At 62.6% G+C, this 16,351-nt stretch carries 16 protein-coding genes; 3 read left to right on the top strand and 13 right to left on the bottom strand.

What is annotated here, in order from left to right; all coding sequences use genetic code 11:
- Positions 1-39: 39 nt before the first annotated feature.
- Entirely contained in the window at positions 40-1,905 is a 1,866-nt protein-coding gene (locus ACU5AZ_RS16280) for a hypothetical protein (protein ID WP_446823384.1), read from the bottom strand.
- Between the two features lie 55 nt (positions 1,906-1,960).
- On the bottom strand, positions 1,961-3,259 hold the full coding sequence (locus ACU5AZ_RS16275; protein WP_446823383.1) for an adenylosuccinate synthase: 1,299 nt from the start codon (positions 3,257-3,259) through the stop codon (positions 1,961-1,963).
- A gap of 302 nt (positions 3,260-3,561) precedes the next feature.
- Between ACU5AZ_RS16275 and ACU5AZ_RS16270 the strand changes: the two genes are divergently transcribed.
- Positions 3,562-4,455 (top strand): DMT family transporter, encoded by an 894-nt coding sequence (locus ACU5AZ_RS16270; protein WP_446823382.1) that lies wholly within the window; start codon positions 3,562-3,564, stop codon positions 4,453-4,455.
- A gap of 9 nt (positions 4,456-4,464) precedes the next feature.
- Here the strand turns inward: ACU5AZ_RS16270 and ACU5AZ_RS16265 are convergent, their stop codons facing one another.
- The 3 genes from ACU5AZ_RS16265 to ACU5AZ_RS16255 form a co-directional block, all read right to left on the bottom strand.
- On the bottom strand, positions 4,465-5,397 hold the full coding sequence (locus ACU5AZ_RS16265) for a VOC family protein (protein ID WP_446823381.1): 933 nt from the start codon (positions 5,395-5,397) through the stop codon (positions 4,465-4,467).
- Positions 5,398-5,556: 159 nt separating this feature from the next.
- A complete protein-coding gene (gene ung / locus ACU5AZ_RS16260) occupies positions 5,557-6,261 on the bottom strand; it encodes a uracil-DNA glycosylase (RefSeq protein ID WP_446826026.1) in 705 nt (234 codons plus the stop codon).
- A gap of 94 nt (positions 6,262-6,355) precedes the next feature.
- Entirely contained in the window at positions 6,356-6,757 is a 402-nt protein-coding gene (locus ACU5AZ_RS16255) for a ketosteroid isomerase-related protein (protein WP_446823380.1), read from the bottom strand.
- A gap of 148 nt (positions 6,758-6,905) precedes the next feature.
- Between ACU5AZ_RS16255 and ACU5AZ_RS16250 the strand changes: the two genes are divergently transcribed.
- Both ACU5AZ_RS16250 and ACU5AZ_RS16245 read left to right on the top strand, forming a co-directional pair.
- Complete coding sequence (locus ACU5AZ_RS16250; RefSeq protein ID WP_446823379.1) at positions 6,906-7,508, top strand: GNAT family N-acetyltransferase; 603 nt, start codon at positions 6,906-6,908, stop codon at positions 7,506-7,508.
- A 20-nt stretch (positions 7,509-7,528) separates the two neighbouring features.
- On the top strand, positions 7,529-8,395 hold the full coding sequence (locus ACU5AZ_RS16245) for a carbon-nitrogen hydrolase family protein (protein WP_446823378.1): 867 nt from the start codon (positions 7,529-7,531) through the stop codon (positions 8,393-8,395).
- Between the two features lie 61 nt (positions 8,396-8,456).
- On the opposite strand, the gene ACU5AZ_RS16240 is transcribed toward ACU5AZ_RS16245, so the two are convergent.
- From ACU5AZ_RS16240 to ACU5AZ_RS16205, 8 genes are all read right to left on the bottom strand, one after another.
- Positions 8,457-9,311, bottom strand: a complete 855-nt coding sequence (locus ACU5AZ_RS16240; RefSeq protein WP_446823377.1) for an ABC transporter permease — start codon at positions 9,309-9,311, stop codon at positions 8,457-8,459.
- A gap of 15 nt (positions 9,312-9,326) precedes the next feature.
- Entirely contained in the window at positions 9,327-10,595 is a 1,269-nt protein-coding gene (locus ACU5AZ_RS16235; RefSeq protein WP_446823376.1) for an ABC transporter permease, read from the bottom strand.
- A 69-nt stretch (positions 10,596-10,664) separates the two neighbouring features.
- Positions 10,665-11,759, bottom strand: a complete 1,095-nt coding sequence (locus tag ACU5AZ_RS16230) for an extracellular solute-binding protein (protein ID WP_446823375.1) — start codon at positions 11,757-11,759, stop codon at positions 10,665-10,667.
- Positions 11,760-11,845: 86 nt separating this feature from the next.
- Positions 11,846-12,919, bottom strand: a complete 1,074-nt coding sequence (locus ACU5AZ_RS16225; protein ID WP_446826025.1) for an ABC transporter ATP-binding protein — start codon at positions 12,917-12,919, stop codon at positions 11,846-11,848.
- Between the two features lie 243 nt (positions 12,920-13,162).
- Positions 13,163-14,026 carry an SMP-30/gluconolactonase/LRE family protein gene (locus tag ACU5AZ_RS16220; RefSeq protein WP_446823374.1) on the bottom strand — a complete coding sequence of 288 codons (864 nt, stop codon included), beginning with the start codon at positions 14,024-14,026 and terminating at the stop codon, positions 13,163-13,165.
- Positions 14,023-14,631, bottom strand: coding sequence for a 2-dehydro-3-deoxy-6-phosphogalactonate aldolase (locus ACU5AZ_RS16215; RefSeq protein ID WP_446823373.1), 609 nt, complete (start codon positions 14,629-14,631; stop codon positions 14,023-14,025). Before ACU5AZ_RS16215 ends, ACU5AZ_RS16220 begins: the two co-directional genes overlap by 4 nt.
- Positions 14,628-15,542 carry a 2-dehydro-3-deoxygalactonokinase gene (locus ACU5AZ_RS16210; RefSeq protein WP_446823372.1) on the bottom strand — a complete coding sequence of 305 codons (915 nt, stop codon included), beginning with the start codon at positions 15,540-15,542 and terminating at the stop codon, positions 14,628-14,630. Before ACU5AZ_RS16210 ends, ACU5AZ_RS16215 begins: the two co-directional genes overlap by 4 nt.
- Before the next feature lie 6 nt (positions 15,543-15,548).
- Positions 15,549-16,319, bottom strand: coding sequence for an SDR family NAD(P)-dependent oxidoreductase (locus tag ACU5AZ_RS16205; RefSeq protein WP_446823371.1), 771 nt, complete (start codon positions 16,317-16,319; stop codon positions 15,549-15,551).
- Positions 16,320-16,351 lie beyond the last annotated feature (32 nt).

The following is a 16,351-nucleotide window of genomic DNA, read 5'->3' as shown; positions in this document are numbered from 1 at the left end:
TCATGCCGGGCGGTTTTGTTTTGCATCTCGCGTAAGGCGTCAGTTGCCGCTGTTGCCCATCGCCGCCCACTTGTTGAGCGCCTCGTCGAACACCTGCTTGCCGGTCGGGCCCTTCTCGAGCGTCAACAGCGCGCGGCGGCCGTTGCGGTAGGTGATCGGAATATCGATCCAGTCACGCGTGCGCAGCAGCTCCAGGTTCGCCTTCTTCGCCTCGTCGAAATCGTTGAGCGCGATCATGTGGAAGTCGTCGGTGATCTTGGCCGGCACGGCGACGAGCGCATTACCGCGATCCTGCTCCGACTTCTTCATGGCGATGCGCTGCACCGAGTCGATGCCGCCGCCTTCGAAATTGTCCGGCAGCGAAAAGACCAGCTCGATGAGATGGCTTGCCGGCAGCGAGGCGTCGTCGTTCTTCTTGATGGTCAGCAAGGCGGACAGCCCCTTGTCCGGAACGGACAGCTGGCCCTGGATCGTCGGTTCGGGACGTCCATCATCGCTCGCTTCCTGCTGCAGCGTCCAGGTCACGGTGCCGGCGATCGCGGTCGGTGCACTCTGGCCGAGCTTTTCCTCGTAGAGCAGCATCTTCTGCGCGCCACTGGTCGTCGCCGCAGGCGTCGCACTGGAGCCGGTATCGGCGTTTGCCTGTGCGCCGGGAGACTGCTCGGAGACCGAGCGCCCCTCCGCGCCACCATCGCTGCCGTCTGCGCTGGCGGGGCCGGAATTGACCTCGCTGCCGTCGGCCATCAGGCGCTGGGTAAACTTCTGCGGTCCTGCATCCTGAGCATCGCTTGCCGGAGCCGTCGCGGCCGGCTTGGCTTCCTCGGCCGCCGGAGTGGCTTCCGCAGCCGGCTTCTGTTCTTCCGTCGCGGCCGGCGTCGTCTCGGCCGGTGCGCTCGTGTTGACGGCCTCCGCGGTCTTCGTGCCGCTCTCCCCGCTCATCGACATCCAGGCGGCGACGCCTGCACCCGCCAGAACGACGATACAGACGGCGGCAATGATGATCTTGCGGAGATTGCCGCTCGAAGCCTCCTCAGATGCCGACGCCCTGCTCTTGCGGCGGGACGCCATGCGATCGATGGATGCGGGCTCGTCGGCCTCATCGACTTCACTGTCGAAATCGCCGTTGTAGCTGCCGTTGTACTGGCCGTTCGAATAGCTGTGGGATTGCGCCGGGGCGGCTGTTCCACCACGGCGCTGGGTTGCCGGTCCAACATCCAGCTCGTCGGAGTAATAATCCTCCTCGCCAAAGATGTCCTCCGCCGACCCGGCAGCATACCTGCCCGTCGGTGCCGGCTTGTGCGCCGGTTCGTCCTGGAAATCGAGGTCGAGCTCGTCGGACGCCTTCGGCATCCGCGGTCCGGCATTTGCCGCCGGTGCCGGCGGCGCCGGAGCCTTCGCGGCCGGAGGCGCGCTCTGCGGCGCCTTGCGTCCCGTCAGGTCGTTGATGATGTCTTCGAGATTGTTGTGGGCCTGATCGAGATTGTAGTCGGTCCGCTTGGGTGTGGCGGCGACCTGCTCGTCATAGGCGGGTTCGGCAGGCGGCATGCGCGGCTCCGGGTCGCGCTTCGAAAGCGCAGCCTTTGCCTCGCTTGCCTGCCGTGCGAACGCTTCCCGCGAGCCGTCGGATGACGGCGCGGCACGCGTCTGAACCGGCGGCGGCGCCACGATGGGTTCGGGCTCCGGCTCCGGCAACGCCTCGGTATGTTCCAGCTCGACCGCCTGGATCGCCTGATCGAGCTTTTCGATCTGCCGCTCCAGCATTGCGGGCGGAGGCGCCGGCTTCATGTTCTCGAGCTGACGGACAACCGCCGTCCGGGCCTTTTCATACACTTTGGCCCGTCGTTCCGGCGTATTCTCCTTCAACCCGTCGACAGCACGCCGAATGACCTCAACAAAATCCGACATCAGCACCTTCTCATTCGCGCCGGAATCCCGGCTAAAACACAGTCCCCGTTAGAGATTAGTCTTCAAAGGGGTCCGTCACAAGTATCGTGTCGTCACGCTCGGGGCTGGTCGAGAGCAATGCCACCGGCGCACCGATGAGCTCTTCCACCTGGCGGACGTATTTGATCGCCTGGGCCGGCAGATCGGCCCATTTGCGCGCGCCGACGGTCGATTCCTTCCAGCCTTCCAGCGTGACGTAGATCGGCTCGACCCGCTGCTGCGCACCCTGGCTCGCCGGCAGATGGTCGATCTGCTCGCCGTCCAGCATGTAGCCGACGCAGATCTTGATCTCGTCGAGACCGTCGAGCACGTCGAGCTTCGTCAGCGCGATCCCGTGAATGCCGTTGGTGGCGACCGACTGGCGCACCAGCGCCGCGTCGAACCAGCCGCAACGGCGCTTGCGGCCCGTCACCGTGCCGAACTCGCGGCCGCGCTCGCCGAGGAACTGGCCGACTTCATCGGTGAGTTCGGTCGGGAACGGCCCTTCGCCGACGCGCGTCGTGTAGGCCTTGGTGATGCCGAGGATATAGCCGACGGCACCCGGTCCCATGCCCGAACCGGCGGCGGCCTGACCGGCAACCGTGTTCGACGAGGTGACGAACGGATAGGTGCCGTGGTCGATATCCAGGAGCGTGCCCTGCGCGCCCTCGAACAGGATACGCGAACCGCGACGGCGCGCCTTGTCGAGCAGCAGCCAAACGGTTTCGCGGTATGGCAGGATGCGGTCGGCGACCGAGGTCAGCTCTTCCATGATCGTCGCATGCGCGATTTCCGGCTCGCCGAAACCGCGACGCAGCGCATTGTGATGCGTCAGAATTCGATCCACCTTCAGTGCCAGACTGTCCTTGTCGGCCAGGTCCATCACGCGGATTGCGCGGCGGCCGACCTTGTCCTCGTATGCAGGGCCGATGCCCCGGCGCGTCGTTCCAATTTTCGTGCCGCTGTTCGAGGCCGCATCTTCGCGAAGTCCGTCCAGCTCGCGGTGCAGCGACAGAATCAGCGTCGCATTGTCAGCGATACGGAGATTTTCCGGCGAAATCTTGACGCCCTGCTTCTCCAGCCGGTCGATTTCGGCGATCAGTGCGTGCGGATCGACCACGACGCCGTTGCCTATGACGGCGAGCTTGCCTTCGCGCACGACGCCCGACGGCAGCAGCGACAGCTTGTAGGAAACGCCGTCGATAACGAGTGTATGGCCCGCATTGTGGCCGCCCTGGAAGCGCACGACGATATCGGCGCGCTCGGAGAGCCAGTCGACAATCTTGCCCTTTCCTTCGTCACCCCACTGCGATCCAACAACAACGACGTTCGCCATTTCAATGTCCCTAGCTGCGGCGGCGCTTGCATTCCACTGCGACGCCAATCTTTACAAACCCGCGCATGTATAATGAGTTGTTTCCCATATTGCGACTCCGATATGACACTTCAGCCGGCTTTTTCACGTGACAAGCAAGCGGGAGCCGGGCTAGAGCAAAAACCAGCGGCCGATCATCCCGCCATGAGGCTCCGCCTCCACAGAAGCCGCCGTTTTCAGGGAGAGGACATCGTGACAACACGTTCCTGCCGGACAGGGGGTCGCCAGTCCCGTTTCGCCGCCAATTGCCGGAAGACAAGGGCATGAGCGCGGTACAGAAGGCCTATCTGGCGCTGATCATCGCGACGCTCAGCTGGGGCGGCAACACGGTTGCCGGCAAGTTCGCCGTCGGCCATATCACGCCGTCGATGCTGACGCTGTCGCGCTGGGTGCTTGCCGTCGCACTGATCTTCGCGATCTCCGTGCCGCAGATCAAGCGCGACTGGCCCGTTCTCCGCCAGCATCGCCTGCTGCTGCTCGGCTACGGCGCGATCGGCTTCACCGGCTTCAACTTCTTTCTCTACTCGGCGTTGCAATATACGAGCGCGGTCAATGCCGCGATCGAGCAGGCCGGCATTCCGATGCTGATCTTCGTGCTGAACTACATCCTGTTCCGCACCCGTGTCGCCACCGCCCAGATCATCGGCTTTGCGCTGACCCTCGTCGGCGTCGCCGTCACGGCATCGCATGGCGACCTGATGCGGCTCGTCAACCTCACCGTCAACTTCGGCGACACGCTGATGCTGGTCTGCGTCATCATCTACGCTGGCTACACGGTCGCGCTGCGCTGGAAGCCACAGGTGCACTGGAAGAGCCTGATGGCGGCGACCGCCGTCGGCGCGCTGCTCGCCAGCATTCCCGTCGCTGCGTGGGAAGTATCGCGCATCGGCGTGCAATGGCCCGACACGCGCGGCTGGGGCATCGCCGTCTTTGCCGGTATCTTTCCGTCGCTGGTCTCGCAGATCCTGTTCATCAAGGGCGTCGAGGGCATCGGTCCGAACCGCGCCGGCCTGTTCATCAACATGATCCCGGCCTTCGCCACCATCCTGTCGATCGCCATCCTCGGCGAGCGGCTCGAAGTCTTCCACATCGTGGCGATCATCCTCGTGCTGGCCGGCATCGCCATTGCCGAATGGCGACGCAAGCAGCCGGTGTGAGGACGCCGATCAGTCCTCGATCGGCTGCAGGCTCGCCTCCAGCACGGCCCTGAGGTGGCGGTGCTGAATCGGCAGCATGAGGTTGCGGCCGAGCTCGGCCGGATCCTCGTCCCTGTCGAAGCCCGGTTCGCTGGTGGCGACCTCGAACAGGATGCCGCCCGGCGCGCGGAAATAGATGGCGGAGAAATAGTCGCGGTCGAACACCGGCGTCACCTTGAAGCCGGCATTGGCGAGCGCTGCGCGCACCTCGTCCTGCGCATCCCTGTCATCCACGGCAAAGGCGATGTGGTGGACGGATCCCGCCCCCTGCTCCGCCTCGGCGGCATCGGGCACCATTTCGATATCGACGATCGAGGCGCCATTGCTGTTTGCCAAAGCGTAGCGGACGATATTCCCGTGCCGCTCGACCGGATCGTACCCCATGAAAAGCAGGAGCTCCGACATCGCGCCGCCATCGGCCAGCCGAAGGGTGACGGAATGGAACCCGTGGATGGCCCGGTCGGCGGCAACGCCGCCAGCCAGCCAGGCGCTGCGGTCGTCGACCGGCGCCTCGACCAACGCCAGGTCCTCGCCGTCGGGGCCGATGAAGTTGATCTGCCGCTCGCCGAAGGCGTCCGTATGGGGATGGAGCGCGACATTGGCGTCCAGCAGACGCCGCCGCCAGAACTCGATGGAGCCGCGCGGCACCGAGAACCGGGTGAAGCCGCCCTCGCCCGATCCGTGACGGCATCGCTTGCGCGCCGGATCGGGAAAATAGGTCATCACCTTGCCGGGCGTCCCTGTCTCGTCACCATAATAGAGGTGATAGATGTCCGGCTTGTCGAAATTGACGGTCTTCTTGATCCGTCGAAGTCCGAGCGTGCGCGTGAAGAAGCGGTTGTTCACCGCCGCGTCGTTCGCCAGCGACGTTACATGATGCAATCCTCTGATCTGATCCAGCATGCTGCCATCCTCCGCGTGCAGGCCGACCCGAGCGGCCTGTGGGTCAAACTCCAAATCAATGCGTCCTCACCCCGATTTGAGGAGGCTAACCGGCATCAATGGCAAACTTGTGGACGGATGATGGCGGGTCGCAGACCTTCGGAAGACGAATTGGCGCGGTCAGGCGGCGGCGTTTGCGTCCGCCGGAAGCTGCCAGTCGATCGGCTGGCGGCCATGCGAAGAGAGATACGCGTTCGCCCTGGAAAACGGCCTTGAGCCGAAAAAGCCGTTATGGGCCGAAAGCGGCGACGGATGCGGCGATCTCAGCACGAGATGGCGCGACGTATCGACGAATGCCGCCTTCTTCTGCGCGTAGGAGCCCCAGAGGATGAAGACGACGTTCTCGCATTCGTCATTGACGATGCGGATGACCGCATCGGTGAACTTCTCCCATCCCCTGCCCTGATGCGATGCCGCACGGGCCTGTTCGACGGTCAAAACGCTGTTGAGCAGAAGTACGCCCTGCTTCGCCCAGCTTTCGAGGAAGCCGTGCCGGACAGGCTCGATGCCGAGATCGCTCTTCAGTTCCTTGTAGATGTTGACGAGCGACGGCGGGATGCGCACGCCGGGCTGCACGCTGAAGCAGAGACCGTGCGCCTGCCCCGGCCCGTGATAGGGGTCCTGGCCGAGGATGACCACGCGGACATTGTCGATCGGCGTCAGGTCGAGCGCACGGAAATACTCCGCGCCCCTGGGGAAGATCTGCTTTCCTGCCGCCTTCTCCTCCGTCAGGAAGGATTTGAGCGACTGCATGTACGGGCTGGCGAATTCGCCCGCCAGCCGCGCCTTCCAGCTTTCTTCCAGCTTGATCCCTGCCTCGGCCATGTCCTGCTCGCTTCCATCCATCTCAAAGTCCGGCGATTGAAGGCGCGGGCCGAAGCAAGGTCAACCCTTGCCCGGGCTTTCCACAGGAACCGCGTCAGGCGCCGACCTGGGCGATCCAGTCGTTCAGATTGTAGTAGTTGGTCACCCGCGTGACCTTGCCGTCCGCAAGTTCGAAGAAGGCACCGGCCGGCAACCGGTAGGTCTGGCCGTTCGCTTCCGGCAGGCCTTCGTCTGTTGCCAGATATGTGCCGTTGACGATGAACTCGGCGGCGGCCCGGCCGCCGTCCGGATGCGCCATGATCACCATGTCGGTGAGCTCTTCGCGGTAGCAGCGGTTCATGTGCTCCATGAACGCGGCGAACGCCTGCTTGCCAACCTGCCGTTCGCCCTGATTGATGTCGTGGACGACGTCGTCGGCAAGCAGCGACAGGAAGCGCTCCATGTCCTGCCGGTTGAAGGCATCGTAATAGGCGGCGATGGTTTCGGCAGCTGTCATCTCTTTTCCCCGGTTCGTGCTGTCTCTCTGTCTGGCGGAATCATCCGCCGGTCCATCTTCCACTAGCAACCTATGGATCGTTTGCGCCAGACCGAAAACGTCCGCAAACGGCTTGATCGCGCCCTGGCGTCCGTGGAATATCGCCGCCATGAACGAGACAGACGGCATCCGCATCGAGACTTTCCACGGCGACGCGATCGCGCCCTACATCACCGATCTCGCGCGGCTGCGGATCACCGTCTTCCGCGCGTTTCCCTATCTCTACGAGGGATCGGAAAACTACGAGGCAAAGTATCTTTCGACCTATGCGCAGGCGTCGGAAAGCCTCTTCGTCCTCGCCTTCGACGGCGATGAAGTAATCGGCGCCTCGACCGGGATGCCGATGGCAGACGAGACGGACGAGGTGAAACGGCCCTTCCTCGCCGCAGGCCTCGATCCGGAGACGATCTTCTATTTCGGCGAATCCGTACTGCTCGACCGCTATCGCGGCCACGGCATCGGCGTCCGCTTCTTTGCCGAACGCGAAGCCTATGCAAAGAGGCTCGGCCGTTTTCACGCCTGCGCCTTCTGCGCCGTCGAACGTCCCGGAGACCACCCGCGTCGTCCAAAGGATTACCAGCCGCTGAACGCCTTCTGGGCAAAGCGTGGCTACACCCACCATCCGGAACTCGCCACCACCTTCAGCTGGAAGGATCTGGACGAGCCCCAGGAAAGCCCGAAACCCATGTCCTTCTGGATGAAGACGATCTGACGGATAGGAGCCTACGCCTCATGAAGCTTGCCGCCAGCCAGTATGCGATGATGCTGTTTGCGGATTTCGACGCCTTCGCCGAGAACCTGATCGACCATTGCCGGGAGGCGAAGGACGCCGGCGCCGAGCTTCTGCTTCTGCCGGAATATGCGGCCATGGTGATGACCGGCCTGCTGGCGCCCGACATCCGGTCCGATCTCCATGCCTCGATTGCCGAGCTGCAGCAGTTTCTGCCGCGCTGGCTGGAGCTGTCGGAAGAGATTGCCCGCAATCTCGGCGTCGTCTTCTGCCCCGGCTCCGCGCCGGTGAAGGACCCAGACGGCCATTATCGCAACCGCGCCTGGCTCTTCGGCCCGGATGGCATGATCGGGCATCAGGACAAGATCATGATGACCCGCTTCGAGAAGGAGCAATGGGGTATTTCCGCAGGCCATGGCCTGACGGCGTTCGATACGCCGCTTGGCAGGCTCGGCATCCTCATCTGCTACGACAACGAGTTTCCGATGCTGGCCCGCACGCTGGCCGAACGCGACGCCGACCTCATCCTCGCCCCGAGCTGCACGGATACCGAGGCCGGCTATTACCGGGTCAGGATCGGCGCGCAGGCCCGGGCGCTGGAAAACCAGATTGCCGTACTCGTTTCGCCGACCGCAGGCCGGGCGCCGTGGTCGCCGGCGGTCGACGAGAATTTCGGCAAGTCGGCGCTCTATGTCCCGTCCGACTACGGCATGCCGCCAAGCGGTGTCATCGGCGAAAGCGAGAGCGTTTTCACCGAGGAAAGTCGCTGGTCGTTCTTCGACATCGATCTAGAAATGGTGCGGCGGTTGCGTCGTGAGGGACAGGTCTTCACCCGACGTGACTGGCCGGATCAGTTCGGCGAACACTGACGCGGAAATGATAAAGGCGGCCCGAGAGCCGCCTTTTCTCAATTGATGCAATCCGGCTCGATCAACCGGGCGTCAGGCCGCGCAGCCGCTCGGAGCGCCGGCGCAGCATTTCGAGCACCGTCAGCAGCGCGATCGAGATGACGACCATGATCGACGCGACGGCAAGGATGGTCGGAGAGATCTGCTCGCGCAGACCGGTGAACATCTGCCATGGCAACGTCTTCTGCGCCGCGGACCCCAAGAAGATCACGACGACCACTTCGTCGAACGAGGTGATGAAGGCGAACAGCGCGCCGGAGACGACGCCCGGGATGATCAGCGGCATCTGGACCTTGAAGAAGGTGGTGATCGGATCAGCGCCCATGGAAAGCGATGCGCGCACCAGCGACCGGTCGAACCCGACGAGGGTCGCCGTCACCGTGATGATGACGAAGGGCGTGCCGAGGGCCGCATGCGCCAGCACGACGCCCCAATAGGTGCCCTGCAGGCCGATGCGCGAATAGAAGAAGTACATGCCGGCAGCCGAAATGATCAGCGGCACGATCATCGGCGAAATCAGTACCGCCATGATCGCCCCGCGGAACGGCACATGGCTCTGCGACAGGCCGATGGCGGCCAGAGTGCCGAACGCCGTCGCCAGGATCGTCGCCATCGGCGCGATCAGCACCGAGTTCTTCAGCGACTGCTGCCAGTCGGGATTGGTGAAGAAATCCACGTAGTGCTTCAGCGAGTAGCCGGCCGGATCAAGATGCAGCATGGCAGGCGTGAAGGTGAAGAAGTTCTCCGCATTGAAGGACAGCGGCAGGATCACCAGGATCGGGAAGATCAGGTAGAAGAAGATCAACCCGCAGATGACGCGGAAGGCATAGTACCAGATCCGCTGCGGTGCCGATGCATAGGGAGGAAGACCTGACATGTTGAACGCTCCTCCTTAGCCGAGCTTTACGTTGTCGATGCCGACAATCTTGTCATAGAGGACGAACAGCACCATCACGACCAGCAGAAGCAGCGTGCCAAGCGCGGCCGCAAGGCCCCAGTTGAGCGAGCTGGAAATGTGGTAGGCAATTCGGTTCGAGATGAAGACGCCCGAGGTGCCGCCGACCAGCTCCGGTGTGATGTAGTAGCCGATGGCCAGGATGAAGACGAGGATGGAACCGGCGCCGATGCCCGGAACCGTCTGCGGGAAATAGACCCGCCAGAACGCCGTCCAGTCGTTTGCGCCAAGGCTCTTCGCCGCGCGGACATAGGACGGGGAAATGGTCTTCATCACCGAGTAGAGCGGCAGGATCATGAACGGCAGCAGGATGTGCGTCATGGCGATGATCGTGCCGGTCTGGTTGTTGATCATCACAAGGCGGTTGTCGTTCGAGATGATATGCGCCCAGACGAGCAGGTCGTTGATGACGCCCTGCTGTTGCAGCAGGATCTTCCATGCCGATGTGCGCACCAGAAGACTGGTCCAGAACGGCAGCAGCACCAGGATCATCAGGAGGTTCGAGCTCCGGGCCGGCAGGTTGGCGAGCAGCCAGGCGATCGGATAGCCGAGCAGAAGACAGCTGAACGTGATGGCCAGGCTGAGGAAGATGGTGCGGGCGAACAGGAAGAGATAGATGCGTTCGCTGGGCGGCGCCAGGTGGATACCGCTGGCGTCACGCTTCATGTCGAGCGCCGCCAGGAAATAATTGGGCGTATATTCGGACGACAGGACCTTCAGCATGCTCCAGAACTGGACATCGCCCCATTCCTTGTCCATCGCCAGGAACTGGCCCTTGTAGTCGCCATTGTCCTTTAGCTTGCGGACCTCGCGACCGGTCTGGCGCATGAGACTCGATGCGCCCGGCACGTCGTAGTTGAGGCGTGAGCCGAGACGGGTGTGCGCCTTTTCCTTGACCGCGACCTTCAGGTCGTCGGCAAGGGCGGCGTAGACGGGCTCGCCCGGCGCTTCGCCGGTCTTCGGATCCCAGTCCTTCAGGGCAACAACGGTCTTTGGCAGCGTCTCTGGCACGATGCTGTTGTCGATCGAACGCATCAGCATGTCGGCGATCGGAGCAACGAAGCTCAGGATGATGAAGACCAGCAAGGGTGCGATCAGGATGAAGGAGCGCAGTTTCTCGCGTCGCAGCGCCTTGGCCAAGCTCGCCTTCAGCGGCTTTCCGTCGACGGTCAGAACCGGTCCGTCAGTTGTCGTCGTTGCACTCATTAGCCCCGCGCCCAGTCGTAGAAATTCAGGAAAAGGGACGGAGCGTGAGCCCCGTCCCCCATCGTTGGATTACTTGGCGAGCCAAGCCTGGAACTTCGCGTCGATGTCGTCGCGATGGTCGGCCCAGAACTCGAAGTTATAGTAGATGACGTTCTTCGAGTTTGCCGGATCGGTCGGCATGTGCGGAGCCATGTCGATGCCGAGCGTGGCGTGCTTGCCGACGAGCGGAGCGGACGAAGCGCGAGCCGGGCCGTACGAGATGTACTTCGACTGGTCAGCAAGGCGCTGCGTGTCGGTCGCGAACTTCACGAAGTCCTCGACAGCCTTCAGGCGGTCTTCAGGCAGGCCGGCCGGGATGATCCAGCCGTCGAACGAGAACACCTGGGCGTCCCAGAGCATCTTGATCGGCTGCTTCTGTTCGGCAATCGCCGAGAACAGACGACCGTTGTAGGTCGAACCGATCACGACTTCCTTGTCGGCCAGCAGCTGGGGCGTTTCGGCAGCAGCCGACCACCAGACAGTCTGGTCCTTGATGGTGTCGAGCTTCTTCAGAGCGCGCTCGACGCCTTCGTCGGTGGCGAGAACGTCATAGAGCTGATCCTTCGGCACGCCGTCGCAGAGCAGTGCCCATTCGACGTTGTTGATCGGGCGCTTTTCCAGCGCGCGCTTGCCGGGGAAGGTCTTCAGGTCGAAGACGTCGCAGATGCTGGACGGCTCCTTGCCACCCCATTCGGCAACGTCGGAACGATAGCCGAACGTGGTCGAATAGACGATCTGCGGGATGTAGCAGGAGTTCACCAGCTGGGCGCCGAAATCTTCGGAAGCCGGCGTGCCGTCCGGAGCCGGAGCGAGCAGCTTGTCCGGATCGACTTCCATGGCAAGACCTTCGTCGCAGAGACGGAAGGAGTCGGCCGCGTCGACGTCGACGAGATCCCAGGTCAGGTTGTTGGCTTCCTTCATCGCGCGCAGCTTGGCGACGGCTTCAGCAGAAGACTCGTCCCAGATGAAGTTAACGTCCGGATGCTCTGCATGATAAGGATCAGCATAGGCATTCTTCTGAGAAGCCTGATAGGCGCCCCCCCAGGATACGACCGTCAGGTCCGTCGCCATTGCGGACGACGCCAGAGCGACGACGGCCGTGGTTGTCAGAATAGTCTTGAGCATTTTCATTGTTATTCTCCCCTTCTTTGAGGTTTTGCCGGATTCACCGGCGATAGCTTGCAGATGGCGGCCCTGCCATCTGCAGATTGTCATGCAACGGCGTCGAGTGCCTTGCAGTCCTTCAGCGACCAGCCGATCATGCGCGAGTCCCCGACCTTGAGGTCCCAGCGCTCGCCTCGGTTACGCACCTTGACGACGAATTCGTCGTTGCCGCAGACGTTCATGCGAATGCGGATGTGGTCGCCCAGATAGATGAGCTCTTCGATCTTGCCCTGGACCTGGTTCTGGTGGGAGTCAGTCGGGACGATCTCGACGCGCTCCGGACGGAGCGAGATGGTGGTCTTGTCGCCGATGCCCTTCACGTTGACCTTGTCGGCCACGAGTTCGGTGCCGTCAGGCAGGCGGACCCGGCATTCGCCGCCGTTCACTTCGATGACATCGCCGGTGAGCTTGTTGTTCTCGCCGATGAACTGGGCGACGAAGGAGTTCTGCGGCTCTTCGTAGAGCATGTCAGGGGCGGACAGCTGCTGGATGACGCCGTCGTTGAACACCGCGACGCGGTCCGACATGGTCAGAGCCTCGGTCTGGTCGTGCGTCACGTAGACGATCGTCACGCCGAGGCTCTCATGTATGTGCTTGATTTCATACTGCATCTGCTCACGCAGCTGCTTGTCGAGCGCACCGAGCGGCTCATCCATCAGCACCAGTTTCGGATCGAAGACCAGAGCGCGTGCCACGGCGACGCGCTGCTGCTGACCGCCAGAGAGTTGCGCGGGTCGGCGGGAGCCGAACTTGGGCAACTCGACCATTTCGAGGGCGCGCTTGACGCGTGCCTCGGTGTCGGCCTTGCTCATCTTGCGCACCTGCAGCGGAAACGCCAGGTTTTCCGCAACCGTCATATGCGGGAAAAGCGCATAGTTCTGGAAAACCATGCCGATGCCGCGCTTGTGAGGCGGTACATTGTTGATCGGCTTGCCGTCGAGATAAATCTCGCCATGCGTGGCCGGCTCGAAACCGGCAAGCATCATGAGGCTTGTCGTCTTTCCCGACCCGGACGGTCCGAGCATGGTCAGGAATTCGCCACGAGCAATATCCAAGTTAAGATTCTTGACGACTAACGTCTCGCCGTCATAGCTCTTTTGTACGCTATCAAAGCGCACCATAAGATCGGTGGCTGGCACAACTACCCCGTCTAGCTACTGTTTTCCCCTGGCAGGTTCATCCTGTCCTTAGTTGGTGGCATACAAGCACGACTCTTTGCGGCGACGCAACAGCCACTGTCAAAGAGGATAAAAATTTATTCCCACAAGTGGAGAAAAACGCCGCTCACGGCAGTTTATGTCGAATTTGCGACAAAGTTTGCCGTGAGCGACTATCGAGCGCCTGTTCGCGAGAGACCTTGCGCCTCAGAGAAGGACGCGATGTTCCGCCTGTCCGGTCACATCGCACTCCGCCGCATGCACCATGCCGGCCGATGGCTGCGCCGCGAGTTCTTCGGATGAAAGCCCCTGCTGCGCAGTCGTTACAAACATCAGGTTGAAATCCGGTCCTCCGAAGGCAGGGCAACTGGTGTGGGCGGCCGGGACATCGATCGCCCGCAGGAAGGTGCCGTCGGGTGCGTAGCAGGCAACTCGCGATGCGCCCCACTGCGCGTTCCAGAAATTGCCTTGCGAATCGACGACCGCGCCATCGGGATAGAGGCCCTCCCCGCTCACATCGAGGAATACCTCGGCCTCACCGACGGGCCAGCCGTCCGAATCGGCAAGCGCCTGTTTCCAGACGATCTGCCGATCGGTGTCGGCATAATAGGCAAACCGGCGGTCCGGCGAAAAGCAGATCGCATTGGTGATGGTGACGTTCGGGACGAGACGGCGCAGCTCACCCTTGTAATAGCGGTAGATCGAGCCGGCCCCGGCTTCCGCACTCTTGCCCATGGTACCGATCCAGAAGCCACCCCACGGGTCGGCCCGCCCGTCATTCGACCGGGTGACGGGATTGTCTGCCTCGAGGTCGCAAAGTTTCTGACGCTCCCCGGATGTGAGATCGAAGCGGGAAAGCGACGTTTCGCTGGCGATCAACAGCGTATCCCTGTCGACCCAGCCGGCCGCCGAAACCTTCTCGTCAAAGGTCCACTGCTTCTGCTCGCCATTTTCGACCGTCATCAGCGTACAATTGATGATGTCGAACCAGAAGAGTTGGCCGCGTTCCGGATGCCAGAGCGGTCCTTCGCCGAGGAAGCAACTGCGGTTGTCGTATACGGTTGCACTCATTTGCTGCTCCCTGCATCATAGGCTTCGACCATCTTCCTCGCTACCGAAGCGACATCCTCGACCGAACGGCCTGGCTTGTAGAGCGCGGTTCCGATACCGAAGCCGTCCGCGCCTGCGGCAAACCAGTCCGCGAAATTGTCCGGTCCCGCGCCACCGACGATATAGACTTCCGTTTGCTTCGGAAGCACGGCGCGGATGGCCTTCAATCCCTCTGTCCCGAGCATGACGGACGGAAAGATCTTCAGACCGTCGGCACCGGCCTCAAGCGCGGCGAAGCACTCGGTCGGGGTCAGAACACCCGGGAAGGACTGCAGGCCGGCGGCCTTGGTCGCGCGGATGACGTCGGTGTTGCAATTTGGCGAAACGACGAGCTTGCCGCCGGCGGCCGCGACGCCTTCGACATCCTTCACCGTCAAAACGGTGCCAGCGCCGATCAGCGCCTTGTCGGCGAAAGCGTCCGTCATGATCCGGATGCTTTCGAATGGCTCCGGGGAATTGAGCGGTACCTCGATACGGTCGATGCCGGCCTCGATCAGCGCGGCTGCGACATCCTTCGCTTCTTCGGGGCGGATGCCTCTCAGAATAGCGATCAGTTTGCGGCTCATTGTGCCTTGTCCTTTTCCATTTGAGCGCGGGCCGCCTTCAGCCCGCCGAGAGTAAGCGTGTCATTGTCCGCGATCACCGGCCGGCAGCCCTGCGCGGACAGCGCCCTGGCATAGAGGTCGGAGAGAGCGCGGGCGCCGATGATGGCGATGTTCTGGCCGAGCCAGTAGGGTTTGGAGGCGGCGAGTTCCATGCCGATCAGAAGGCCGGAAAGCCGCGCACGGGCGGCCGCCGGGTCGGCCTCGGTCAGAAGCGATTCCGCCCTGAGCGAAAAGAGACGCGAGGCGACCGCTTCCGGCTTCGACATCGCATCGTCGACGGCTGCGGCAAAGGCGTCCTCATGCCAGCCATCGGCGGGAATGGAATGGCGAAGCACCGATTGCGTCGAAATCAGCGAGAACAGTTCGCCCGACATGAAAGTGCGGAAGCTGACGACCTCGCCAGCGCTGATCTGCGCCCACTTGGTATGCGTGCCGGGAAGGCAGAGCACGCCGTCGAAGTCCGGCTTGTCGAACAGGTATCCGGCGATCTGCGTTTCCTCGCCGCGCATCACGTCGGCAGGCTGCATCTGGCAGAGGCCGGGAATGATGCTGACCGCGATGCGCGGATCCTTGACCGGCACCGCCACCATGCTGTCGGCATGCAGCGGCGGGCACGGCACCTTGGCATAGGGAGCCTCCAGCCAGCCCTGACGGGCACCGACCATGCCGCAGGCAATCACCGGCAGGCGCTTGCCGTCCGTGAGCCATGGCCCCACGACCTCAAGCAGCGCCCCTTCGAATTCGTCGCGTTTGAGCGAGCCCATGCCCTTGTTCGAACTCGCCTGGTCGAGGACGGCGCCATCCTTGCCGATCGCCCATACGCGCAGGTTCGTCGTGCCCCAATCGGCCGCAATCCAGTCTACATTCATCATGTCATTTTAACCCGTTACAACCACGCCGCCATCGACCACCAGAGCCTGTCCGGTCATCATGCGGCTCGCTTCAGACGCCAGAAAAAGCGTCGTGTCCACAATGTCGCGCGGACCGAGATGCTCTTTCAGGCATTGTTTTTCCAGGAATGCGGCAAGCCCCTCCGGGGTCGCCCAGAGATCGAGCTGCCGATCGGTCAGCACCCATCCCGGCATGACCGCATTCACCCGGATATTGTCGGGGCCGAGTTCGCGCGCCATCGTACGCGTCAGGCCGGTGATCGCCGCCTTGGCAGTGACGTAGCCCGGCATGCCGTCATGCCCCATCATGTAGGTGATCGAGGAAAAGTTGATGATCGCGCCGCCACCGAGCGCCCGCATGCCGGGCGCGACCGCCTGGATGGTGAAGAACTGCGGCCGCAGATTGACGGCAAGCGCCGCATCCCATTCCTCGACCGTCAGGTCCTCCCAGCCGTGCCGTGTATCGTTCCCCGCATTGTTGACGAGCACGCGCACCGGCCCGTGCGCGTCGACGGCCTTGTCGATCGCCACCCTCAGCGCATCGATATCGGTGATGTCGCAGGGGATGAAGAGCGGCGCAGCACCGTATTTCTCCTTCATCTCCGCGACGAAGCGCGAAGCGTCGGACCGCTGGACGAAGGCGACCTTCGCCCCCTGCTCCAGAAACCCCTCCGTCAGCGCCGCGCCGATGCCGGAACCGCCGCCGGTGATGAAGACGCTCTTGCCCTTCAGATCGTGAAATGTCGCAAACTCCGTCACCGGATTCACTCCCTGTTCTCAGCCATGGCCTT

It is taken from the genome of Rhizobium sp. PAMB 3182, assembly GCF_052908355.1.
This window is presented reverse-complemented; position numbering and strand designations above follow the sequence as displayed.